At 59.4% G+C, this 24,795-nt stretch carries 13 protein-coding genes; 5 read left to right on the top strand and 8 right to left on the bottom strand.

Going from position 1 to position 24,795, the window contains the following annotated elements; genetic code table 11:
• Position 1: 1 nt before the first annotated feature.
• Both waaF and glnE read right to left on the bottom strand, forming a co-directional pair.
• Complete coding sequence (waaF, locus tag HK44_RS07320; protein ID WP_019691451.1) at positions 2–1,036, bottom strand: lipopolysaccharide heptosyltransferase II; 1,035 nt, start codon at positions 1,034–1,036, stop codon at positions 2–4.
• A gap of 271 nt (positions 1,037–1,307) precedes the next feature.
• On the bottom strand, positions 1,308–4,247 hold the full coding sequence (gene glnE, locus HK44_RS07315) for a bifunctional [glutamate--ammonia ligase]-adenylyl-L-tyrosine phosphorylase/[glutamate--ammonia-ligase] adenylyltransferase (protein ID WP_019691450.1): 2,940 nt from the start codon (positions 4,245–4,247) through the stop codon (positions 1,308–1,310).
• A gap of 382 nt (positions 4,248–4,629) precedes the next feature.
• Here glnE and aceE point away from each other — a divergent pair, with 382 nt between their 5' ends.
• The 5 genes from aceE to msrA all read left to right on the top strand — a co-directional run bounded on the left by aceE (position 4,630) and on the right by msrA (position 14,655).
• A complete protein-coding gene (aceE, locus tag HK44_RS07310) occupies positions 4,630–7,275 on the top strand; it encodes a pyruvate dehydrogenase (acetyl-transferring), homodimeric type (RefSeq protein WP_019691449.1) in 2,646 nt (881 codons plus the stop codon).
• Between the two features lie 11 nt (positions 7,276–7,286).
• Positions 7,287–9,239: a dihydrolipoyllysine-residue acetyltransferase gene (aceF, locus tag HK44_RS07305; RefSeq protein WP_024264795.1), complete on the top strand. Its 1,953-nt coding sequence runs from the start codon at positions 7,287–7,289 to the stop codon at positions 9,237–9,239.
• Positions 9,240–9,574: 335 nt separating this feature from the next.
• Positions 9,575–10,969 carry an alkaline phosphatase D family protein gene (locus HK44_RS07300; RefSeq protein WP_019691448.1) on the top strand — a complete coding sequence of 465 codons (1,395 nt, stop codon included), beginning with the start codon at positions 9,575–9,577 and terminating at the stop codon, positions 10,967–10,969.
• A gap of 267 nt (positions 10,970–11,236) precedes the next feature.
• Positions 11,237–13,930: a sensor domain-containing phosphodiesterase gene (locus HK44_RS07295; protein WP_019691447.1), complete on the top strand. Its 2,694-nt coding sequence runs from the start codon at positions 11,237–11,239 to the stop codon at positions 13,928–13,930.
• A gap of 77 nt (positions 13,931–14,007) precedes the next feature.
• Positions 14,008–14,655 (top strand): peptide-methionine (S)-S-oxide reductase MsrA, encoded by a 648-nt coding sequence (gene msrA / locus HK44_RS07290; RefSeq protein ID WP_019691446.1) that lies wholly within the window; start codon positions 14,008–14,010, stop codon positions 14,653–14,655.
• 152 nt (positions 14,656–14,807) lie between these two features.
• Here the strand turns inward: msrA and HK44_RS07285 are convergent, their stop codons facing one another.
• The 6 genes from HK44_RS07285 to HK44_RS07260 form a co-directional block, all read right to left on the bottom strand.
• Positions 14,808–15,644: a 23S rRNA (adenine(2030)-N(6))-methyltransferase RlmJ gene (locus tag HK44_RS07285; protein ID WP_019691445.1), complete on the bottom strand. Its 837-nt coding sequence runs from the start codon at positions 15,642–15,644 to the stop codon at positions 14,808–14,810.
• Between the two features lie 248 nt (positions 15,645–15,892).
• Entirely contained in the window at positions 15,893–16,216 is a 324-nt protein-coding gene (locus HK44_RS07280) for a hypothetical protein (protein WP_019691444.1), read from the bottom strand.
• 356 nt (positions 16,217–16,572) lie between these two features.
• Positions 16,573–16,989, bottom strand: a complete 417-nt coding sequence (locus HK44_RS07275; RefSeq protein ID WP_019691443.1) for a hypothetical protein — start codon at positions 16,987–16,989, stop codon at positions 16,573–16,575.
• Positions 16,990–16,998: 9 nt separating this feature from the next.
• Positions 16,999–21,771: an RHS repeat-associated core domain-containing protein gene (locus HK44_RS07270; RefSeq protein WP_019691442.1), complete on the bottom strand. Its 4,773-nt coding sequence runs from the start codon at positions 21,769–21,771 to the stop codon at positions 16,999–17,001.
• Positions 21,771–22,508 (bottom strand): DUF4123 domain-containing protein, encoded by a 738-nt coding sequence (locus HK44_RS07265; RefSeq protein WP_019691441.1) that lies wholly within the window; start codon positions 22,506–22,508, stop codon positions 21,771–21,773. The genes HK44_RS07270 and HK44_RS07265 overlap by 1 nt, the downstream gene beginning before the upstream one ends.
• Positions 22,498–24,507: a type VI secretion system tip protein VgrG gene (locus HK44_RS07260; RefSeq protein WP_019691440.1), complete on the bottom strand. Its 2,010-nt coding sequence runs from the start codon at positions 24,505–24,507 to the stop codon at positions 22,498–22,500. Before HK44_RS07260 ends, HK44_RS07265 begins: the two co-directional genes overlap by 11 nt.
• Between the last annotated feature and the right edge of the window lie 288 nt (positions 24,508–24,795).

Below are 24,795 nucleotides of genomic sequence, written 5' to 3'. Positions count from 1 at the left end.
CTTAACGGACCTCTACCGGAGCGCCTTGCAGGCGTTCTAACGCTTCGTTCACCGGTTGCGGCGTGAGTTGGCGCAAGCAGTTGTAATGACCGAAACGGCAGGTGCGATCGAAACACGGGCTGCACTCGATACCCAGGCGAACGATCTCGACCTTCTCGGCGAGCGGCGGCGTGAAGCCCGGCGACGTCGAGCCGTAGACCGCCACCAGCGGACGGTTCAGCGCTGCCGCAACGTGCATCAGGCCGGAGTCGTTGGACACCACGGAATCGGCGCAGGACAGCAAGTCGATAGCCTCGGCCAGCGAAGTAGCGCCACTGAGGTTCACCGACTCTTCACGCAGGCCCGGAATCAGTCGCGAGCGAATGTCTTCGCCGACCGCGTGATCGTTCTTCGAGCCGAACAACCAGACTTGCCAGCCTTCGCGGATTTTCGCTTCGGCGACCTTGGCATAGTGCTCCGACGGCCAGCGCTTGGACTCGCCGAACTCGGCACCCGGGCACAGCGCCAGCACCGGACGATCAAGGGCCAGATCGAACTTGGCCAGCGCGGCGTCGCGGCTGGTCGGGTCGATTTGCAGGCTCGGACGCGGATACGGCTTGGGCAACTCGGCACCCGGCTCATAGGCGAGCGCCATGAAGCGCTCGATCATCAGCGGGTAACGCGCTTTATCGAGGGTGCGCACGTCGTTGAGCAGGCCGTAACGAAACTCGCCACGCCAACCGGTGCGTTTCGGGATGCCGGCAAAGAACGGCACCAGTGCCGACTTCAACGAGTTGGGCAGCAAGATCGCCTGATCGTACTGGCCGGCCAGGGACTTGCCGATCCGCCGCCGCGTTGCCAGCTCCAGCACGCCGTGGCCGAGCGGAAAGCTCAAGGCCTGACGCACTTCGGGCATACGCTCAAGGATCGGCCGACTCCACTCGGGGGCCAGCACGTCGATTTCGCACTGAGGATGACGCTGTTTCAGACACTGAAAGAGTGTCTGCGCCATCACCATGTCACCCACCCAACTGGGCCCAACGATCAGAATTTTCATAGTTATCCACAAACGAATAAGGGAGGCATAAGCCTCCCCGCCTCGGTAATCCAACACCTGTAGCCTTGGCTGCCAGGTCATTTGGACGAGCCGGCTGAGACTCGTCGGAGCATTTTTCTACAAAACACCGCAGATCCAGTGGGAGCGAGCCGGCTCCGGGCGGCGATCCGACGATGAGGCCCTCACATTCGAAATCAATAGTGACTGACCGTCCGCTATCGCGAGCAGGCTCGCTCCCACAGGGGGGATCTGGTGTTTCAAGTTCCCTGTTTCAGCTTAACCCCAGTTCGCGCCAGATCCGCAACACTTCTCGTCGCTCGGCCACAAACTGGTCCCCCGCAATCACCCCGGCTTCATTCTGCAGGGCCTGGCGATGAGCCGCCGCGCGGTAGGTTTTATAGGCCTCGCGCAGCAGGCTGGCGTCTTCGGCGGGCATCAACCCGACCTCCTCCAGACCTTCCAGGATGCGGATATTATCCGTATAGCGGAGCAGCGAAGGGTGCGTGTCAGACCACGCCAAGGCGGCGTATTGCACCATAAATTCAATATCGACGATACCACCGGCGTCCTGCTTGAGGTCGAACGGCGCAGTGGCTTCGAAGGCATTGGGCGCGGTCCCGGCAGCGGTGCCCTTGCTCCCCAGGTTGTCGCGCATCTTGGCACGCATCTCACTGACTTCCTGGCGCAGCTTGGGCAAATCGCGTGCACGGCCCAGAACTTTCGCCCGGACTTTCTCGAAGGCCTGGCCGACATCCTGACTGCCGACCAGCACCCGCGCCCGCACCAGCGCCTGATGCTCCCAGGTCCAGGCTTCGTTTTCCTGATAACGCTCGAACGCCCCCAACGAACTGACCAACAGCCCCGACGCACCGGAAGGGCGCAGGCGCATATCGACTTCGTACAACTGGCCGGAGTTGGTCTGGGTGGTCAGCAAATGGATGATCCGCTGCCCCAGACGGGTGAAGAACTGCGCGCCGTCGATCGGTTTCGGGCCGTCGGTTTCCGCTTGCGGATCACCATCGTGGATAAACACCAGGTCCAGGTCCGAACCATGCCCCAGCTCCAGGCCGCCGACCTTGCCGTAACCGACAATGACGAAACCCGGGTCGCACAAGGTGCCGTCGGTGCGCTGCGGCGAGCCGTACTTGGCGACCGTCTGGCGCCAGGCCAGGGTCAGCACTTGCTCCAGAATGGCTTCGGCGAGCCAGGTCAGGTAGTCGCTGACTTTCATCAGCGGCAGGCTGCCGGCAATTTCCGAGGCTGCCACCCGCAGGCGGTGCGCCAGTTTGAAATGCCGCAAGGCTTCCATCTGCTGTTCAAGATCATCCTCGGGAATCCGCGTCAGCCGCTCGCGCAATTCGGCGGCCAACTCCGGCGCCAACGGCGGCTTGAACAGCCGCCCCTCGTTGAGCAGTTCGTCGAGCAACAACGGGAAACGGGTGATCTGTTCGGCAATCCACGGGCTGGCTGCGCACAAGGTCATCAGCCGCCGTAACGCACCGGGGTTCTCGGTGAGCAGCACCAGGTAAGCCGAGCGCCGCGCCACCGCTTCAACCAACGGCAACACACGCTCCAGCACCAGGTCCGGGCTGGCATGTTCCACCGCTTGCGCCAGCAAACGTGGAATAAAGGCATCGAGCCGTTCGCGCCCCAGACGTTGCATCGCCCGCAATTGCGGGCTGCTGCGCAGGCTGGCGAGCGTTTTCAGGGCCTTGGGCGCGTCGACAAAACCGCCCTCTTCCAACTGTCGGCAAGCGGCGTCTTCATCCTGGGCTTCTTCCCAGAGCGGCAGCCATTCACCGCCGACCACCACTTCGCTCTCCTCGCCTTCCTCTTCATCCGGGTCAGCGATCACTTGGCGAAAGTGCCAGTCGACCCGGCCGCGCCAATACATCAATTGCTCATGGAACGCCGTCCAATTGGCAAAACCCATCATAAAGGCAATGCGCGCCTGATCCTGCTCGCCATGCGGGAGCATTTGCGTCTGACGATCGGCAATCGCCTGGATCGCATGCTCGGTGTAGCGCAGGAATTCGTAGCCTTCGCGTAGCTCGGCGATCACTGCCGGCGGCAGGTAACCCTGCCCTTCCAGCGTGCCGAGTACTTTTAATAGAGGGCGCTGCTGCAAACTCAGGTCGCGCCCCCCGTGAATCAGTTGGAAAGCCTGCGCGATAAACTCAACTTCGCGAATGCCGCCAGAGCCGAGCTTGATGTTGTCGGCCATGCCTTTGCGCCGGACTTCCTGCTGAATCAGCTGCTTCATGGTGCGCAGTGCTTCGATGGCCGAGAAATCCAGATATCGCCGGTAAACGAACGGGCGCAGCATGTCGAGCAATTGCGCCCCCGCCGCCTGATCACCGGCCACCACCCGCGCCTTGATCATTGCGTAGCGCTCCCAGTCGCGCCCCTGGTCCTGGTAGTACTGCTCCAGTGCGTTGAAGCTGAGCACCAGCGCACCGGATGAACCGTACGGCCGCAAGCGCATGTCGACGCGGAATACAAAACCGTCGACGGTCATCGGGTCCAGCGCCTTGATCAACCGCTGGCCCAGACGAATGAAGAACTCCTGGTTATCCAGCGCACGTTTCACGCCAACCGTTTCACCACCTTCGGGATAAGCGAAGATCAGATCGATGTCCGACGACAGGTTGAGCTCCACGGCGCCAAGCTTGCCCATCCCGAGGATGACCATTTGCTGCGGTTCGCCGCTGCGCCGCCCGGTGGGCGTACCGAATTGCTGGCAATGGCGCTGATACAACCATTGATAAGCCTGATCGATGCTCGCATCGGCCATGTCCGAGAGGTCGCGGCAGGTCTGGATCAAATCGGCCTGGCGGGTCAGGTCGCGCCAGATGATTCGTACTTGCTGACGGTTGCGCTGACGGCGCAATACACGGCCCAACTCATCGTCGGTGGTGGCCGCCTGCACAGCGGCGGCGATCTGTGCGCACATTTCACCGGCGGTGAAACTTCGGTCTAGTTCGCCGGACTGCACAAGCTCAAGCAACATCAAAGGGTCACGCAGGCTCTGTTCAATGACAAAATCGCTGGCCGCTGTCACTCGGGCAAACGCTGCCCAGCGCTCTGGCGACCAGGTCGACAGGCCATGATCATCGTCAAACAGGGCAACAGCGGCACGGAACGACTGCTCGGCGCGACTGACAAGCGGAAGAAGAATGGCCGGCAGTTCGGCAAGCGAAGGAAGGCTCATGGTCTATCCTTGGGCGGCGTAGAAAGGGCTGTGTGTAGTGAATGCATGAAAAGCACTACGCAAAGGACTGTCGAACAAAAGTTAGAAATAGCTGAAATTTCGGTTTTTTTGGCAGCCAGCATCAAACTTCAACCTGTATTGGTTAGCTAAAGACCAACAGTAACGATTATTCTCACAACGCAGCAGGAGGCCACACGCCCATCCGCTGTAGTTTTACTACTCGTATATACATTCGAAAGGCTGAAATGGCCGAGGATTTGTAGTAAAACTACACGCCGCCGAATCAACCTCCGGCATTCCAAGAATTTATAACGTCTGCCCACAAGGCCAGTCGCTAACTCAGGCAACCGATTCTGGAAGCCTTTCCGCCCTGGAGCAAGCCATGCAAGACCTCGATCCCGTCGAAACCCAGGAATGGCTGGACGCCCTGGAATCGGTTCTCGACAAAGAAGGCGAAGACCGTGCTCATTATCTGATGACCCGTATGGGCGAACTCGCAACCCGCAGCGGTTCGCAATTGCCTTACGCCATCACCACGCCATACCGCAACACCATTCCCGTTACCCACGAAGCACGCATGCCTGGCGACCTGTTCATGGAACGCCGCATTCGCTCGCTGGTACGCTGGAACGCGATGGCCATGGTGATGCGTACGAACCTGAAAGATTCTGACCTGGGCGGTCACATCTCCAGCTTCGCCTCCAGCGCAACCCTGTACGACATTGGCTTCAACTATTTCTTCCAGGCCCCGACCGACGAACACGGCGGCGACCTGATCTACTTCCAGGGCCACACCTCGCCAGGCGTTTACGCCCGTGCATTCATGGAAGGCCGCATCACCGAAGACCAGATGAACAACTTCCGCCAGGAAGTCGATGGCAACGGTCTGTCGTCCTACCCGCACCCTTGGCTGATGCCTGATTTCTGGCAGTTCCCGACGGTATCCATGGGTCTGGGCCCGATCCAGGCGATCTACCAGGCACGTTTCATGAAGTACCTGGAAGCCCGCGGCTTCATCCCTGAAGGCAAGCAAAAAGTCTGGTGTTTCCTGGGCGACGGCGAGTGCGACGAGCCGGAATCCCTGGGCGCGATCTCGCTGGCTGGCCGCGAGAAGCTCGACAACCTGATCTTCGTCATCAACTGCAACCTGCAGCGCCTCGACGGCCCGGTTCGCGGCAACGGCAAGATCATCCAGGAACTCGAAGGCGTGTTCCGCGGTGCTCAGTGGAACGTGACCAAAGTCATCTGGGGCCGTTTCTGGGACCCACTGCTGGCCAAAGACGTCGACGGTATCCTGCAACGCCGGATGGACGAAGTCATCGACGGCGAGTACCAGAACTACAAGGCCAAAGACGGCGCGTTCGTGCGTGAACACTTCTTCAACTCGCCAGAACTCAAGGCGATGGTTGCCGATCTGTCCGACGACGAGATCTGGAAGCTCAACCGTGGCGGCCACGACCCGTACAAGGTCTACGCGGCGTACCACGAAGCGGTCAACCATAAAGAACAACCGACCGTCATCCTGGCCAAGACCATCAAAGGTTATGGCACCGGTGCCGGCGAAGCGAAAAACACCGCGCACAACACCAAGAAAGTCGATGTCGACAGCCTGAAGTTGTTCCGTGACCGCTTCGACATTCCGGTCAAAGACGAAGAGCTGGAAAACCTGCCGTTCTTCAAACCGGAGCCAAACAGCGCCGAAGCCCGCTACCTGAGCGAGCGCCGCACTGCACTGGGCGGTTTCGTGCCACAGCGCCGCGCCAACAGCTTCAGCGTGCCGACACCATCGCTCGATACCCTCAAGGCTATCCTCGACGGCTCGGGCGACCGTGAAATCTCCACCACCATGGCCTTCGTGCGGATCCTCGCGCAACTGGTCAAGGACAAGGAAATCGGCCCGCGCATCGTTCCGATCATCCCGGACGAAGCCCGTACCTTCGGTATGGAAGGCATGTTCCGCCAGTTGGGCATCTACTCGTCCGTCGGCCAGCTCTACGAGCCAGTCGATAAAGACCAGGTGATGTTCTACAAAGAAGACAAGAAGGGCCAGATCCTCGAAGAAGGCATCAACGAAGCAGGTGCCATGAGCTCCTTCATCGCTGCCGGTACTTCGTACTCCAGCCACAACCAGCCGATGCTGCCGTTCTACATCTTCTACTCGATGTTCGGTTTCCAGCGTATCGGCGACCTGGCCTGGGCCGCTGGCGACAGCCGTACCCGTGGCTTCCTGATCGGCGGCACCGCCGGCCGGACTACGTTGAACGGCGAAGGCCTGCAACACGAAGACGGTCACAGCCACATTCTGGCTGCCACCATCCCGAACTGCCGCACCTTTGATCCAACCTACGGCTACGAGCTGGCGGTAATCATCCAGGACGGCATGAAGAAGATGACCGAAGAGCAGCAGGACGTTTTCTACTACATCACCGTGATGAACGAATCCTACCAGCAGCCAGCCATGCCGGCCGGTGCCGAGGAAGGCATCATCAAGGGCATGTACCTGCTCGAAGAAGACAACCGCGAAGCGGCGCACCACGTTCAGCTGATGGGCTCCGGCACCATCCTGCGTGAAGTCCGTGAAGCGGCGAAGATTCTGCGTGAAGAGTTCAACGTCGGCGCTGACGTGTGGAGCGTTACCAGCTTCAACGAACTGCGTCGTGATGGCCTGGCCGTAGAGCGCACCAACCGCCTGCACCCTGGCCAGAAGCCTAAGCGCAGCTACGTTGAAGACTGCCTGATCGGCCGTAAAGGTCCGGTCATCGCATCGACCGACTACATGAAGCTGTTCGCCGAGCAGATCCGTCAGTGGGTTCCGTCCAAGGAATTCAAAGTGCTGGGCACCGACGGTTTCGGCCGTAGCGACAGCCGCAAGAAACTGCGTCATTTCTTCGAAGTCGACCGTCATTTCGTGGTGTTGGCAGCCCTTGAAGCACTGGCTGACCGTGGTGACATCGAACCCAAGGTGGTGGCTGAAGCCATCGTCAAGTTCGGTATCAACCCGGAAAAACGCAACCCACTGGACTGCTGAGGAGAGACTCTGTGAGCGAACTCATTCGCGTACCTGACATCGGCAGCGGTGAAGGTGAAGTAATTGAACTGTTTGTGAAGGTCGGCGACCGTATCGAAGCCGATCAGAGCATCCTGACGCTGGAATCGGACAAGGCGAGCATGGAAGTGCCTGCGCCTAAGGCCGGCATCATCAAGAGCCTGAAAGTGAAGCTGGGCGATCGCCTGAAAGAAGGCGACGAACTGCTGGAACTGGAAGTCGAAGGTGCCGCTGCTGCGGCCCCTGCCGCTGCGCCGGCTGCCAAAGCTGAAGCCAAACCGGCTGCCGCACCTGCGCCGGCGGCGCCTGCTGCCGCGCCGGCTGCTGCCAGCATTCAGCAAGTGCACGTGCCGGACATCGGTTCGTCGGGAAAGGCCCAGATCATCGAGATCCAGGTCAAGGTCGGCGACACCGTCGAGGCTGATCAGTCGCTGATCACCCTGGAATCCGACAAGGCCAGCATGGAAATCCCTTCGCCTGCCGCTGGCGTGGTCAAGGCCATCAGCGTCAAGCTCAATGACGAAGTCGGCACGGGCGATCTGATTCTGGATCTGGAAGTGGCGGGCGCTGCGGCCCCTGCTGCTGCCGCTCCTGCCCAGGCTGCTGCGCCTGCTGCCGCTGCTCCGGCGCCAGCCGCTGCGGCTCCGGCTGCACCGGTTGCCGACAGCGTTCAGGACATCCACGTCCCGGATATCGGTTCGGCGGGCAAGGCCAAGATCATCGAAGTACTGGTCAAGGCTGGCGACACCGTTGCCGCCGACCAGTCGCTGATCACCCTGGAATCCGACAAGGCGAGCATGGAAATTCCATCGCCTGCCGCTGGCGTGGTGGAAAGCGTTTCCATCAAGCTGGATGACGAAGTCGGTACCGGCGACCTGATCCTGAAGCTGAAAGTCAAAGGCGCGGCACCTGCTACAGCCCCGGCTTCAGCCGCTGCTGCTCCGAGCGCTCCTGCTGCTGCACCTGCCGCTCAGGCTGCAGCCGCGCCTGCAGTTGCCGCCCCGGCCGCTGCTCCAGCCAAGCCTGGCGCCAAGGTTCACGCAGGTCCTGCGGTGCGCCAACTGGCCCGTGAATTCGGCGTCGAGCTGAGCGCGGTCAGCCCAAGCGGCCCACACGGTCGCGTGCTGAAAGAAGACGTGCAGGTTTACGTCAAAGCCATGATGCAGAAGGCCAAGGAAGCACCGGCCGCTGGCGGCGCAACCGGCGGCGCGGGCATCCCGCCGATTCCGGTCGTGGACTTCAGCCGCTTCGGTGAAATCGAAGAAGTGCCGATGACCCGCCTGATGCAGGCTGGCGCCGCCAACCTGCACCGCAGCTGGCTGAACGTGCCTCACGTGACCCAGTTCGATTCGGCTGACATCACTGAGCTGGAAGCTTTCCGTGTCGCGCAGAAAGCCGTGGCCGAGAAGGCTGGCGTCAAGCTGACCGTACTGCCACTGCTGCTCAAGTCCTGCGCACACCTGCTCAAGGAACTGCCGGACTTCAACAGCTCGCTGGCGCCAAGCGGCAAAGCGATCATCCGCAAGAAATACGTGAACATCGGCTTCGCCGTCGACACCCCTGAAGGCCTGCTGGTACCGGTCATCAAGAACGTCGACCAGAAGAGCCTGCTGCAACTGGCTGCCGAAGCCGCTTCCCTGGCTGAAAAAGCCCGGACCAAGAAGCTCTCGGCGGACGATATGCAAGGCGCCTGCTTCACGATTTCCAGCCTCGGGCACATTGGCGGCACCGGCTTCACGCCGATCGTCAACGCGCCGGAAGTGGCGATCCTCGGTGTTTCCAAGGCAACCATCCAGCCAGTCTGGGACGGCAAAGCCTTCCAGCCGAAACTGATGCTGCCACTGTCGCTGTCCTACGATCACCGCGTGATCAACGGCGCCGCTGCCGCACGCTTCACCAAGCGTCTGAGCGACCTGTTGGGCGACATCCGCACCATTCTGCTGTAAGACCGGGCGGCCCTCCTTCACCGGAGGGCCACTCGCGTTCCACGTTTTCCGAGCGCCACGCTCGTACCTCAACCCCGCCAATTTGGCGGGGCTTTTTTTGCCCGAAAAAACGCCCGCCACTTCAGCATGCGTCAACGGTCGATCAAGCGCTGTATGTATTCCTACCGTCGATAACAGTCGAGACTACTTCCATGGCTTATTCAGACCACAGCCAAAGTCCACTTGCCTATCAATATTTATCGCCCAACGAACAATAGGATAGCCCCAACAAAGTGCACTAACCGTTCTCACAAAACACTATAACTTTCACAGTTACACTTCGAACGGACTCGAAAATGTTCAAACCTACTGTTGGCCCGATTGTTGGCCACACAACAACTAACCATGCCCGTATTTTTTTACGCGGCGATGTAGAAAACAATGCCCCGGTCTTTGCGGGTATACGTTATCGCCGCGCCGCTGATGCACACTGGTCCAAAGGCCTGTTTGTTGCTTTAACCGCACTTCACGACCTGTCCGGCGTTATTGCGCTCAACAACCTCGACGCCGATACCGCCTACGAGTACCAGGCTGGCTGGTTCAGCACCATGAGCCCGGTGCACACCGTGGAAACGGTGCAAGAACTCCCCCTGCAATGGCCGAAAGAGATCTACCGTTTTCGCACCGCATCGAGCAAAACCACCACAGCCCGCGGCTATATCGTTGGCTCATGCCGCTACCTGCGCATGACAGCGGGCGTGCCATCGGCACCCGCCAAGGGCGACCGCATTTTTGCCGCCATCGGCGCCCTGGCTGAAACAGCATCGCCGCCGATCAGCGCCTTGCTGATGACGGGTGACCAGATTTATGTGGATGACCTGAACGTTATCGCCCCCGACCGGGAATACAAGGAGATTCTCAGCAAGTATCGAAGCGCTTTTTCCCAGCCACACATACAGAAGTTAATGGCTTCACTTCCAACTTACATGATCCTTGATGACCACGAAATAGAAGACAACTGGCCCGCCAATGCAAGCGCAGACGACAAATTCCTCTACACCAACGCCATGGCCGCGTATGAGTTATATCAGGCCAGTCATAGCCCTGCTCATGAGTTACTGCCCAACGGGCAACCCAGCCGAGAACTAAAACATTACTGGTATCAGTTTTCCGAGGGAGATATCGAATGGTTCGTGACCGACAGTCGAACCCGACGCACGCTCGCGGCCGATGACCGACGCATCCTCGATGCAGAGCAGGAGCAAGCCCTGCTCAAATGGCTGATCCACAGCCCGGCACGAGTCAAGTTCGTGGTCACCAGCGTGATGTTCTACCCCGACCGCAAGCACCATGGCGACGACGCCTGGAAAGCCTTTCCCCAGCAGCGTCTGCGCCTGCTGGAAACCATCCGGGCCCACAAGATCAAGAACGTCATCATCGTTTCCGGTGATGTTCATGGCTCACTCACCAGCCGCCTGAGCCACAGCGAAGACCCGGATTTCGAGGTTCACACCATCGTCTCCTCGCCTCTGTGCAACAGCGCACTGCTGCCCTACGCCAAAGCCTCGACCTTCATACTCGACCAGCCAGTGGTGCGAACAGCCGCGGGCGACTATCACCACCAGTTGACCAGCGAAGTGGTCAGCCAGGATAACTTTGCGCACCTGGTGGTCGACGTGCAGCACATTCGCGTCAGTTATCACGACCGGGATGGCAACCAGGTGCAATCGACAAATATTCAATTGCGTTAAGCCCGGAAAAAATCGCAGCCTTCGGCAGCTCCCACAAGAGAACGGCGCACACCCTGCAGGAGCTGCCGAAGGCTGCGATCTTTTCGCTCTAGCGCATTACTTTCAGGCCCTCGCTGGAGAAAAACCCACCCCCGCCGATACAGTCTTATAGCACTTAGCCTTCATCCTTACTTGTCAGTCAGTGCAGCATGATGCAACCTTGCCGCAGGCAACAGTAAAGAGGGCGCGAGCCCGGCGCGATCAGTATTTTCGAAGCGAGTTTCTTCCATGAAAAGCCATCCCGATGCCGCCAGCCGTATGGTGGCCGAGGTAGTGACGCAGTTGCCTGTGCCCTCGCGGCTCGGCATGCTGCGTTTCGAACGGCTGAATGAACCAAGCTGGGCGCTGCTGTTCCTTGACCCTAATTGTGAACGTCAGTTCGGTTTGCCCGCTGTCGAGCTGTGCGCTCTGGTCGGCTCACCCTATGCGAGCCTGATGGAGCCCGAAGCGCGCTATCAGTTGCACGATGCGATCCAGCAGCAATTGACCGCAAGCCCGCATTACCTGGTCCGCTACACGCTACACACCGCCCAAGGCTCCCTCAGCCTGCTCGAATTGGGCGAAGCCTACAAACAACACAATCGCCACCTGCTACGCGGCTATCTGCTGGTGGTCGATGGGTTGTTTTCCGATGATCCGCTGCTACCGGCGCTGGACCTGGAAACCCAGAACTCGCGCCTGCAGATTGCCCTGGAACTGAACCAGCGCGTCCAGCAGGAACAACTGCTGCACCTGGATCGCGTTCGCGCCCAGCAAGACCTGATCCTGCTGCTCGCGCGCCAGCGCTACAGCACTGGCAACTCCTTGCAAGAAGCCGCCGAACTGATCACCCGCAGCGCCTGCGACATCTACGAAATCGACTGCGCGAGCCTGTGGAACCTTGACGGCCAGAAGCTGGTGCCGATTTCCGCCTACCATCGCGCTTCTCAAGAGTACTGGTTGCCGGACGTGATTGACGCCAGCAACTTCCCCGATTACCTGGAAGCCTTGCACACCAGCCGGGCGGTCGACGCCCACAACACCATGCGTGACCCGCGCACCCGGGAAATGGCCGAGAGACTGCGTCCGCGCGACATCAATGCCATGCTCGACGCCAGCATCCGTGTCGACGGTCAGGTCGTCGGTGTGCTGTGCCTGGAGCAAACCGGCATGACCCGCGCCTGGCAGTCGGACGAGATCGCCTTCGCCGGCGAGCTGGCCGACCAGTTCGCCCAGGTCATCAACAACCATAATCGCCGCACCGCCACCAGCGCGTTGCACCTGTTCCAGCGCGCGGTCGAGCAAAGTGCCAACGCCTTTTTGCTGGTCAATTGCGACGGTGTGGTCGAGTACGTCAACCCCAGCTTCACCGCGATCACCCAGTACAGCACCGAAGAAGTCCACGGCCATCGGCTGTCGGAACTGCCGGCGTTGGAAAACCTCAGTGAACTGCTGTTCGACGCGCCCTCAAGCCTGGCCAAGAGCAACAGCTGGCAGGGCGAGTTCAAGAGCCGACGCAAAAACCTCGAACCGTACTGGGGCCAGCTGTCGATCTCCAAGGTCTACGGCGACAACCGTGAACTGACCCACTACATCGGCATCTACGAAGACATCACCCAGACCAAGCTCGCCCAGCAACGTATCGAGCGCCTGGCCTACACCGACAATCTGACCAACCTGGGCAACCGTCCGGCATTCATCCGCAACCTCGACGAGCGTTTCGCCCGCGACAGCGACAGCCCGATCTGCCTGCTGCTGGTGGACATCGACAACTTCAAGCGAATCAATGACAGCCTCGGCCACCAGACCGGCGACAAACTGCTGATCAGCCTGGCCCGGCGGCTGCGCAACAGCCTGAGCCCGAGCGGCAGCCTGGCGCGGTTCGCCAGTAACGAGTTCGCGGTGCTGCTCGACGACACCCACCTTCAGGCCGGCCAACACGTCGCCAGCCAATTGTTGATGACGCTGGATAAGCCGATGTTCGTCGACAACCAGTTGATCAGCGTCACCGGCTCCGTCGGCCTGGCCTGCGCGCCACTGCACGGCCGCGATCCGCAGACCCTGATGCGTAACGCCGGGCTCGCGCTGCACAAGGCCAAGGCCAACGGCAAGCATCAGGTTCAGGTGTTTACCGAAGCGCTGAACGCCGAGGCCAGCTACAAACTGTTCGTGGAAAACAACCTGCGCCGCGCCCTGACCCAGAACGAGCTGGACGTGTTCTACCAGCCCAAGCTGTGCCTGCGCTCCGGGCGCTTGCTGGGGATGGAAGCGTTGCTGCGCTGGAACCATCCGGAAAAGGGCATGATCCGCCCGGATCAGTTCATCAGCGTCGCCGAAGAAACCGGTCTGATTATTCCCATCGGCAAATGGATCGCCCGTCAGGCGTGCCGCAAGAGCATCGAGCTGACCGCCGCCGGGCTCGGCAATTTGCAGGTGGCGATCAACCTGTCGCCCAAGCAGTTCTCCGACCCGGACCTGGTTTCATCGATTGCCAACATCCTCAAGGAAGAGCAACTGCCCGCATGCTTGCTGGAGCTGGAACTGACCGAAGGCCTGCTGCTGGAAGCCACCGAAGATACGCACTTGCAGCTCGACCAACTCAAGCGTCTGGGCCTGACCCTGGCCATGGACGACTTCGGTACCGGTTACTCATCACTCAGCTACCTGAAGAAATTCCCGATCGACATCATCAAGATCGATCGCAGCTTCATCCATGAAATCCCGGACAACCAGGACGACATGGAAATCACCTCGGCCGTGATCGCCATGGCCCATAACCTCAAGATCAAAGTGGTCGCCGAAGGCATCGAAACCGCCGAACAACTGGCGTTCCTCCGTCGCCACCGCTGCGACGTCGGCCAGGGCTACCTGTTCGACCGGCCGATCCCGGGCGCCGAGCTGATCGAGCAGCTCAAACGCTATCCGCGTGGCCCAACCGCCTGACAGCGCTGTAACACTCGGGCACACTGTGGGTCTTATTGCGTATATCGCTCATCCCAACCTGACTGAGAGGACTGATCATGGTTCTGCGCTCGGAAATTCTGGTGAACAAAAACGTGCTCCCAACTAAAGAACAAGCTCTGCCTGGCCGCGAAACTCCGATGACCGTGCCGGAAAAACACTTCGTCCTCGACGCCCCGCTACTGGGCCCGTTCGTCACCGATGTGGATTTCGCAATCTTCGGCCTTGGCTGCTTCTGGGGCGCGGAACGCAAGTTCTGGCAGCGTGAAGGCGTAGTCAGTACGGCAGTGGGTTACGCTGGCGGCTTTACCCCGAACCCGACTTACGAAGAGGTCTGCTCGGGCCTGACCGGCCACAGCGAAGTGGTACTGGTGGTCTACGAACCGGCAAAAGTCAGCTATGAAGAGCTGCTGAAGATGTTCTGGGAATTGCACAACCCGACCCAAGGCATGCGTCAGGGCAATGACATCGGCACCCAGTATCGCTCGGTGATCTATGCCACTACCCCAACTCAGCTGGCAGCCGCCAAGCACAGCGAGCAAGTGTTCCAGGCCGAACTGACCAAGGCCGGCAAAGGCACCATCACCACAGAAATCGAAGAAGCTCCGACGTTCTACTTCGCCGAGGCCTACCACCAGCAATACCTGGCGAAGAACCCTGAAGGGTATTGCGGGATTGGCGGTACGGGCGTGACCTGCCCGATCTGATGGGTGAACACAGTACCTGTGGCGAGGGAGCTTGCTCCCGCTGGGGCGCGAAGCGGCCCTAAAATCAGTGACAACGTTCTTTCAGATAGAACCTGTATACCGATTTTACGACTGCTTCGCAGCCGAGCGGGAGCAAGCTCCCTCGCCACACATTACTCGGCGATCAACCAATCCATCTGCCACCCACCCTGGGTCTGGCCGAGCTTTTTCGACAACCACGGCAACAACTCGCGCAACTCTTCCTCAAGCCCCCACGGCGGATTGGCAATCGCCAGCCCGGAGCCGTTCAGGCTGTTCGGCGTATCCAGCGGATGCACCAGCAACTCCACGCGCAACAACTTCGGCGCGCCGGTGCCCGCCAGATCCTGGTAGAAACGACGCAACATGCGCTGGTCCTTCACCGGGTACCAGATCGCCGCCACGGTTTGACGCATCCGGCCAATCGCCTCTTTCAGCGACGCAGCGCAGCGCTGCATCTCGTCGAGCTTCTCGAACGGCGGATCGATCAGCATCAACCCACGCTTCTCCGGCACCGGCAACAGCGCCCGAGGCACGTGCCAGCCTTCGCCCAGGTGCACTTTGACCCGGCGATCGCCCTTCATGTTGTCCTTGAGCAGCAACCCGTCTTCCGGGTGTTTCTCGTTGAGCAACACCCGGTCCTGCGGACGGGTCAAACGCCGCGCCAGCTCAGGCGAGCCCGGGTAGTAGCGCAACTCGCCATCCGGGTTCATCTCATGCAAGACCCGCATGTAATCGGCGGTCAGCGGCGGCAGATCCTGCGCGCCCCACAAGCGTGCGATGCCTTCCAGGTATTCACCGGTACGGCTCGCCTGATCGCCCTGCAGGTCATACAGACCAATGCCGGCGTGGGTGTCGAGATAGGCAAACGGCTGCTCCTTGCGCGACATCAAGGCGATGAGGCGGGTCAAGGTCAGGTGTTTGAACACATCGGCGTGATTGCCGGCGTGGAAGGCGTGACGATAATTCATGGCTGCTCCTGCGAAGGAGGCGAAGTTTACCTTGTACCGCGCCCAGCGTCAGGGGTTGGCAGCCGAGCGGATGGAACAACGCATCACCTGTGGCGAGGGGGCTTGCCCCCGCTGGGCCGCAAAGCGGCCCCAAAACCGGCGATCACTTCTTCAAGACATACCGCATTCGCCGGGATTACGACTGCTACGCAGCCGAACGGGGCAGTGCGGCGATCCGACAAGCCCCTTCGCCACAAAACCGCGTGACGTTACGCCGAAGGTCTCGCTTGCAACCTCCGTCCGATCACGTCCAGCAGATCGCAACCATCACGCAGCGGGATGGCACACAGCAACGCGAAGTCGTTAAGAATCACCGAGTCGCTGGCAATCTCCCCACGCATCGCCAGGTTCTCCAGCACCTGAGTCACGGCGCGAATACGATAACCGGCAGCGTCATGCAGGATATCCAGCGGCGCGTGGGTGTCGACGAACAGGGTTGGCATGTCGCTGCAATTGCTGGTGAGGGCCATGTAGCGGTTGGAAGGATGGGAAGTCGGCGGAACGTAGGGTGGATCGGGGTGAAGTGATGGCATTTGAGATCTCCAATGTAAATGAGAGCTACCATCAGCCTTCCTACAGGCTTAGGTGGCAGCTATACGCGGGGTAGGAATACCGAGCATCGGAGAACTCGATCACGCCGAAGCGTGCCCGCGCACAGCCGCCGCAACAAATCTTACGGACGTACATTGACGGCCGCAAATCAGGTTTCGACGCTAACGCGTTTCCGATGGTATTGAAGGGTTCCTACACCCCGCCACTGAATTGTCAGTGACCACCAAAGGCTATCGGTTGAACTCATTTCGCACCAGTTCACGGAAACCGTTAGATTTTGAAGGAAACTTCCGACGACTTTGCCCAGAAATTTCGCCTCCGTCTCAGGGTCGTTCTTTTACCAAGTGGACTGATCTTCAAGGCTGGCCTTATGGAGATCGTCTTTCCACGCTTCGCTCGCCAACCGATATATATCCTCAAAAAAACCACGAGGATCGTCTATTTCTGTTTCATTCCACGCAATAGTGCGTGGTTCATCGTAATCACTTTCAAACTGAGCAGCAAAATCAAAGTCTGCTTGCCTCAGGATGTCCTCAAGCATTTTGAACGTTACAAACCTATGCCTATAAGTTAAATAGTCAAAGTCTGGAAGTATGAACACCTTTATTATCTTCTCCCTATCATCTTTCTTATTCGGATTATATACCCACAGCTCCTCACCCAGCGTTTCCTCTCTATCGTATATTGATATCCCCCCAAGCAAATACAAAGGAACTGGCACATAAGGGATGTTCACAAACGGATGAGTCAACATTCATTTCACCTATCGTGGAAAAGCAGTAAATGGTCGTTTTATATTCTTTTTATCAAACTTAATTTCAGCGCCATCCAAACTCTCAATATACCTGGGGCTATTTCTATCTTTATCATTCGGTTTATAGCCACGACCGGCACCTGGCAACTCCACTCGAACAATAGGATTCCGTTCGTTATCGTAGCCAGTTGGTTCAGGTGGGTCACGATGCATTTTCGATAGTGCATAACTTATCGCCCGAAACTGCATAGTCCAACTTTTAAACTGAGAGCTAGAATTAATTCTCTCTCTTACTCCTTTTTTTGTTGGATGCGAACCATCAATTGACCGCTGCTTTAAGGCCTTATCACCAATTTCCGGACCATGCTTCGCGACCGTATGCATTTTGTATTGTTTTTCCCAAGCCAAAACTTGGCGTTTGGCCTCTGCCTCATTTTCTGGATCAAACTTTTCTGTCTTAGGTAGTGCTGGAGGCTGCTCATCAACCGCAGCGCCACCCACATCATCCGGCGCCTTACAACCTGGCTTGTTCGGTGGCGGACAATTTCCGCTCAGCCCCAGCGGATCCACCCAGCCTGTCGGATTCGGGGTGTACTGGTAGCCGTTTAGTCCGCCCGCCAATTTGATCGGGTCGGGTGTCAGGTAGCGGCCGATGTCCGGATTGTAGTAGCGATGCCGGTTGTAGTGCAGGCCGCTTTCGGCGTCGAAGTACTGTCCCTGAAAGCGTAACGGCTGCTCAAGTTGTTCTCCGCCAATGTGCTGGAGGCTGGCGAGTTTTCCATAGGCCTTATAGGTCGCGGACCAGACGATTTCGCCGCTGTAGTCGGTGAGTTCCTGCGGGGTACCGAGGTGGTCGAGTTGGTAGTAGAACGGGCAGGCCTTGCGTGGACCGAAGCCGTCGAGCATGGCCAGGGGGCGGAAGTTGCCGGGTTCGTAGAGGTAGCTGCGGTAGTGTTCTTTGCCGCGTTCGGCGACGAGGTTGTCGCCTTGCCAGAAGAACTCGGTGGTGTGGCCGTCGACGGTTTTGGCGATGCGCCGACCGAAGGCGTCATAGCGGTAGCTGGCGGTTTTGCCATCCGGCAGCGTGAGGCCGATCAACCGGTGTTGGCAGTCGTAGCGGTATTCAGTGACGAGTTTCTGTGCGGTACCGCGGCGTTCGCGGATCAGGTTGCCGAAGGCGTCGTAGTCGTAATGGCGATCGCCTTGCAGCAGCAGGCGGTTGCCTTTGATCGTCGCCAGGCCCGGGCGATCGTGCATTTGCAGGTTGCCGGCCGGGTCGTGTTCAAAGCTTTGCGCCGGTTCGCCGCGGGCATGGCGTACGCGGGTCAGGCGGTTGAGCGCGTCGTAGTAATAACTGCGCTGACCGTGACGGCTGTCCGCGATGGCGGCCAGGTTACCGTTGACCGCATAGCTGTAGTGGCGCATGTACAGCGGTCGGTCTGACTGGTTGACCGCGTGCGCGTGCAACCGGCCCTGTTCGTCATAGTGATACTGGCTAAGCAGTTGGCCTTGCTGGCGTTGTTGTTCGCGCCCCGCGTCAAAGACATGCGTGGTCAGCCGTGTGCCGTTGAGGTCAATGGCCGTCAGCGCACCGCCCTTGGCGTGGTGGTAATCGAGCGTGCTGTTGTCCGGCAGGCGTAGACGATTGAGCTGGCTGCAGGCGTCGTAGCCATAGCGCAAGGTGCCCCAGCCCTGGTGTTCGGTGATCAGCCGGTCCTGCTGGTCGTACTCAAACTCCAATGGGTGGTCATGGCCGTCATCGACGCTGACCAGTCGGCCAAGGCCGTCGTAGCGGTACTCGACGTTGACACTATCGGGCAGAGTCTTGACCAACAATCGTCCGACAGAGTCCCGTTGATAGCTGGTAACCCGTTGCGAGCCGTCATCGCCGAACTCGGTTTTCTCCAGCAGATGGCCGTTGAGGTCGTAGGCATAGGCGGTGCGGCGGCCGTCGAAACCGGTTTCCTGTCGGATCAGGCCATTGGGCGTGTAGTCCAGCTGATATTTTTCGCCGGATTCGTTCTCGATTTCTGTCAGCAACAGCTGCGCGTTGTCGTAGCGATAACGCAGTTGCGTGCCGTCGGCATTGATGCGACGGCTGACCAAGTGCAGGTCGTCGGCGTATTCGTAGCGCGTGACGCGATCCAACTCATCGCGTTCGGCGGTGATTTTTCCGTAGGCGTTGTAGCTGAAGGCGCGGCTGGCACCGGTGGGAAGCGTTGTCTGAATCAGTCTCCCGACGGCATCCCATTGGTAGCAGGTGACAGCACCGTGTTCGTCCTGCCGGGTAATCTGCCGACCCAAAGCATCGTAGGAAAACCGACGCTGGCCACCGTCTGGCAACGTTTCTTCGAGCAGTTGCCCCAAGCCGTTCCAGACGAACACATGCCGACTGGTGTCCGGATAACGGATCGACAGCAGCCGCCCCTGAGTGTCGTAGTGGTAATGCGTGACATGCCCGTCGGGATCGGTCGCTTCCGTGACGTCTCCCTGAGCATTGCGCCGATACTTCCACACGGCTTTACCGCGATACCGTGCATGCAGAAAACCGTCGCGGTATTCGTAGGCCGTCGGTTCGTCTTCCGGTGGAATCAGCGCGACAAGCCGTCCGACCTCGTCATAACGGTATTCGGTGACGGCCCCCAGCGGATCCTGCTCGGCAATCAGCCGACCTTTGTCATCGTAGGCCTTGAGATGTTCGCCACCCTCCAGGTCGACCTTGCGCACCAGCCGCGCCCGATCGTCATGGACGTAAACCTCTTCGCTGCCATCGATATTCAGGACGGTGACACCGCCCTGGTCATCCCAGACGTACTGCGCGTCCATCTGCGAAAACGACGCCCAGTGCCGAATGCATCTGGCAGCCTTGCCGGACCTTTCCCACTCCCAGAAAAAGCTCGCGCCACCGGCCAGTTGCCGCTGCAAAATGACGTGCTGAGCGTCGTAGTCGTAGCGCTCGCTTTCGCCCGCAGCATTGGTCGCCTCGATCAGTTGTTCGCGTTCGTCGTAGCGATAACTCACCAGCGTCTGCTCGGTGCGCCACGCCTCGTCGAGGCTCTGGGCCGGAACAAAGCACTGGTAGTCGACGGCGATCAAATGACTGCGGTCATAACGCAACAGCAAGGCGCGCCCCGCGCCGTTATCGAGGCGTTTGATGCGGTCCTGACGGTCGAGGGTAATGCGCAGGCGGTTGTCATAAGCGTCGCTGATGGTCGTCAGCCGGCCGTTATGAAAGTGATAAAAACGCGTGTCGTCGCCGGCCTGGGCGAGGATCAGTTCCTCGGAGTCATCGCCCAGATAAATTGCCGCCCGCGAGAGGCTGTTGTGGATTGCCGGGCGCTCGATGTTCGGTAACGGGAATGCCGTACGACGGTTTTCGTGGTCGATCCAGATGACGTTGTCGCCGTCGATTTCCAGGCGATGCGCCAGCGAATGGCTCCAGCCAAAGCCCAGTCCGCTATCGATCTCGGCGGCGCTGGTGCGATAGAGCCGGGTGAAGTCGAACGGCAGAATCCCGTCCAGCGAACCATCGACCAAGGTCAGCAGTTCTTCACCAGTGACCATCGACACCGGGCAGTTGTGGGTGGCGGTTTTATCTGCCGAATCGGCGCTGTTGCCGTTGGGGTTTTTCGCCTGCTTTGGGACGTCGACGTGAGGCTCGTGTTTATTCAGCGTGGTGTTATTGCGGCCACTCCAGCGCAGTTGCATCCGACCTTTTTTCAGACCCGCCACGACACCCCGTGCGGCGACTTTTTTGTAGCGGTCGACGTAGTCCATAAAGCTGTCGATGATCTTGAAAATCGCAGCGACGAAGCGCAGGGCGGCGTCGACGATGTATTGGCCGTAGCGCATCAGCCGCACCGACAGATAGGCGATGCCCACCCCGAAAAAGCTCAGCACGATGCCAATCAGCAAATCGATCACCAGCTCGACCACTGTCTTCGAAACTGCCTCTGCCGTGGCTCCAGCCATCTGACTCGGCGGTAACGCTTCCAGCCACAGACTCGCAGTGCGCAACAACAAACACAGCGCCGCTTCGTCACTGGCCAGCAGCAGGGCCTTTTCCATCAGTTCCGGCGACTTTTGCGCCAGATCGGCCAGGGCCGCACCGCTGCCACCGAGCCTTTCGGCAAACTTCGCTGGGTCCTTGAGGATGTCGCCAATCAGGCCAATGCTGTCCCAAACACCCTCGATAGCCGCCCAACTGCCGGCGAGCAAACCATTGCCCGCCGCCAGCAGCGACGCTGAAGCAGACTGCTGCGACCACTGCGGCTTGAACCCTTCCCACTCGCTGCGCAGCCAGCGTTCCAGCTCCTTGGTCAGGCCGTCGTAAGCATCGAAAAGCTCATCGACTTGCTCCACTGTCACTTCGCTCTGGACATGAACGCGATAGAACTTCCCGGCAGTTCCCTTAAACTTCCCTTTGCCGCTCTCATCCAGCAGGACAGGCGTCTTTTCACCGCCCTCCACGGCAATCACATCGACCTGAATATTCCCCAAGGGAATGTCGTAGACCGATTCGAACTTGCTCTCGATCTGCAACAGGCCGTCGGCCGGACACTGCGCCACACTGGAGATGAAATCGTCATCGCCGGTGCTCACCGCGGTGGTCGTGCTACCGAACTTGATCAGCCGCTCCATGCCCATCAGCGACGGCAGGTCCGCAGCGTGGCTAGCCTTGTCGGCGGCCTTGATAAACCAGCGGTTGAGTTGTTCGCGGTAGAGGCTGAGGGTGTCTTTAAAGCTGTCGAGTCCCTGCTCGATACGTACGATCTGACCCATCAGTTCAGCTCCGCCATCAGGAATTCCACCAAGGCGGTTTTCGGTGCTTGAGGCAGGTCAGGTGCTTCAAGAAAGATCGCGACTTTGTGCCGTAAAACGCTTTCGGAAAACGCTTCGTACAGGTCCGGGCGATCGTCGCTCAGCCACGTCAGCAGGTTGTTGATTCGGGTGGTGGCAGACTGGGCCTCGAGTTGCTCCAATAACGCGCCGGGAATCTCCCACCATGGAAAAACCTTCGATGTTTTCAGCGCGCAGCCACCGATTTCCAAGGCCCGGCCATTGATCAGGCAGCGCCCGATCGGCGACATCAGTTGAGCGGCATCAACCTGTGCAGACTGAAGAATCGGCAGCAAATAACGCCCGTCCCAGAAGCGGAAGAACACTGCGTTGCCGTTGGGTAACAAGGCTTGCGTAAGGCTGCGCAGATGCTCGACCAGAACCTCTTGAGGCGCAGAAGACACCGCCAGCCAACCCCAATCGCGAGACTCGGTAGTGGCGACCCACTCCAGAAACTCGCTGCCCGCGGTGACGATGCCGACATAGGGCATCACCGCCCCCCACTCGGCGTAAACAGTGTCCGCCCAGATGGCGCTTGGTGCTTGCGCAGTCATCGAGCGTTGCCAGGTTTTAAGAGGCTCGGCAGAGCTGGCATTGCCGAACACCGCGAACAACTGCTCGGAAGGATTCAGCGGATGGCGTTCCAGCCAGGCACGAGGTGACAGGGCATCAGGCTGCACAGACACCCTCCTTGCAGCGCTCGCATTCTTCGCAGAATGGCGCGTCGCTTTTCAGGCTCAGAATCTGCGCAGCACTCAACAACGCAGCTGGCGCTGCGGCGAGTTTCAATGGAGCGTCCGGCAACCTTGGCGCAGCAGCCATCGCCGCCATCGGCGCGCCCCCCAGCTGAATCGGCACACTGCTGAAAATCCCGTCGGGGCCGATGTTGATCCACTGCCCGCCCGCCTGGATGGTCACGCTGACACCACCGTCGATGAGCACTTGCTGGCCGGCGCTGACATGGAATTGCTGACTGGCATTGAGCGCCTGACTGGTCACCCGAATGTGCCGGTCGCCAACCACCACCAGGTGATCGTCCTGCTTCACTTCGGTTTGGCGCTGACCGTGGGTGATGCGCTGTTCGTCAGCCTTCAGTTCATGGCGGTCGAGCCCCGTGACCACCACACTTCGCTGGTTGCCCACTTGCGTGTGCAGGTCGTGCAATACGTGCCGGGTCCAGTCGCGCTGGGCCCGCAGATAGATCTCCTCGGCGCCCTTGCGGTCTTCAACGCGCAGCTCGTTATAACCGCCACCACCGGGACTGCTCTGGCTGCGAAAAATACTGCGTGTCTTGTCCGCCGGCAGATCGAGCGGCACCGAGTTGGCCCCATTCGGCAAACAGGCCATGACCATGGGTTTGTCCGGGTCGGCATCGACAAACCCGACCAATACTTCCATTCCCACCCGAGGGATCAGCACACTGCCGTAACCGTCATGAGCCCAACCACTGGCGACTCGCAGCCAACAGCTGGAATGCTCGTTCAGTTGCCCCTCGCGGTCCCAGGCGAACTGCACCTTGACCCGTCCGAACTCGTCGCAATGGATTTCGCTGTCGGTTGGCCCCGTAACGACTGCGTTCTGATAGCCCGTTACTCGCTGCTTGTTGTCGGCCAATGGCGGACGAAACGGTACGTCCCACGGCGTCGCCAGAAAGGTATTGCGATACCCCTGAAAATCACCGCTGTCAGTTGCCTCTTCCAGCACTTGCGGCTGCCGGCCGTGGTGCTCGATTTCTGTCAGTAGCCACAGGTCATTCCATTCTGTGCGCGGGTGTTCGACGATCTTCAGAAAATGGCCGGTGAGCAACGCCGATTGATCACTGCGACCTTCAGCCTGACGGAAATCCGCGCCATGGCGCTCCAGCGCCCGTTGCGCCAAGTGTCTGCCGTGGTCGCGATCAGTGAACTGACCGGGGTAGCAGTAATCCTCCAGCACCGTACGCTGCTCGCTGTCGACAGCGCTTTGCAGCAGCAGGCCGGGTTTGTGGAAGTCATAGTCGCGGCGGGTGACTGCGGTGGTGCGGGTTTCCAGGCGGACGTTGAAGCGCGTGATCGCAGGCTGGTCGGCGGCCATTCCACTGCCTGGCAAGTAAAGGGTCGGCTGCGCCAGATTGGGGAAAAACGTCTGATCGTCACCGAACACCAGCAGGTGACCGTTCGGGTTGTGCTGGAAGTGGTAATGAATACCGATCTCGGCGCAGAGCCGCTGAATGAACGCCAGATCACTCTCGGCGTATTGCACGCAGTACTCGCGTCGGGGGTATTCGCTATCGAGTCGAAAGTCGAACGCATCCCCCAGAATGCCGTGGTCCTTGAGCACCAGAGCGATGATCTCGGGAACGCTTTTATGCTGGAAGATTCGTTGGTTGATGCGTTGAGCGAGATCGGCCAGCCGCGGCACCAGACTGATCTGGTAGCGGGTCAGACGCTTGCCGGAATCGCCTTGGGCGACGCGATGCACCTGGCCATGAATACCGGAACCTTGAGCACCAAAACTGAGGAAGGCCTGACGATACAGCAGGCTCTCAAGATCGAGGTCCGGGTGTTCACTGACCAGTTCCAGGTCAAAACGATAGGGTTGGCTGATGGCTTCCTTGCCCGTGAACTCAAGCACTTTGAGCTCATTCTGGACGCCGTCGAGGGTCAACGTGAAACGCGGTTGATGGGCAGACGTTAGCATCCGATGCCTCCGAAGCAGAATGAAGGCGGCCGATTCTGCATGAGCGACAAAGGGGGGTGATGGAGGGTCAGAAAAATCAGATTTGCCCTGATTTTTTAGAGAGTTTTCCTTCAGATATCGGGATTAACTACTACAGACATTCCTGTCGGACGGGCTGTGTTGAATGTTCTGGCGCCATCGCGGGCAAGCCTTGCTCCTACAGGTACGCGTGGTATGTAGGAGCAAGGCTTGCCCGCGCTGGCGTCTTCAAATCCGAACCACGGAGGAAAAAAAACGGCCCGCATCCAT

Source organism: Pseudomonas fluorescens HK44, from assembly GCF_000217955.3.
Lineage (GTDB): Bacteria > Pseudomonadota > Gammaproteobacteria > Pseudomonadales > Pseudomonadaceae > Aquipseudomonas > Aquipseudomonas fluorescens_AQ.
Note: the sequence above shows the minus strand (reverse complement) of the source record. Positions and strands in the feature narration are given on the sequence as shown.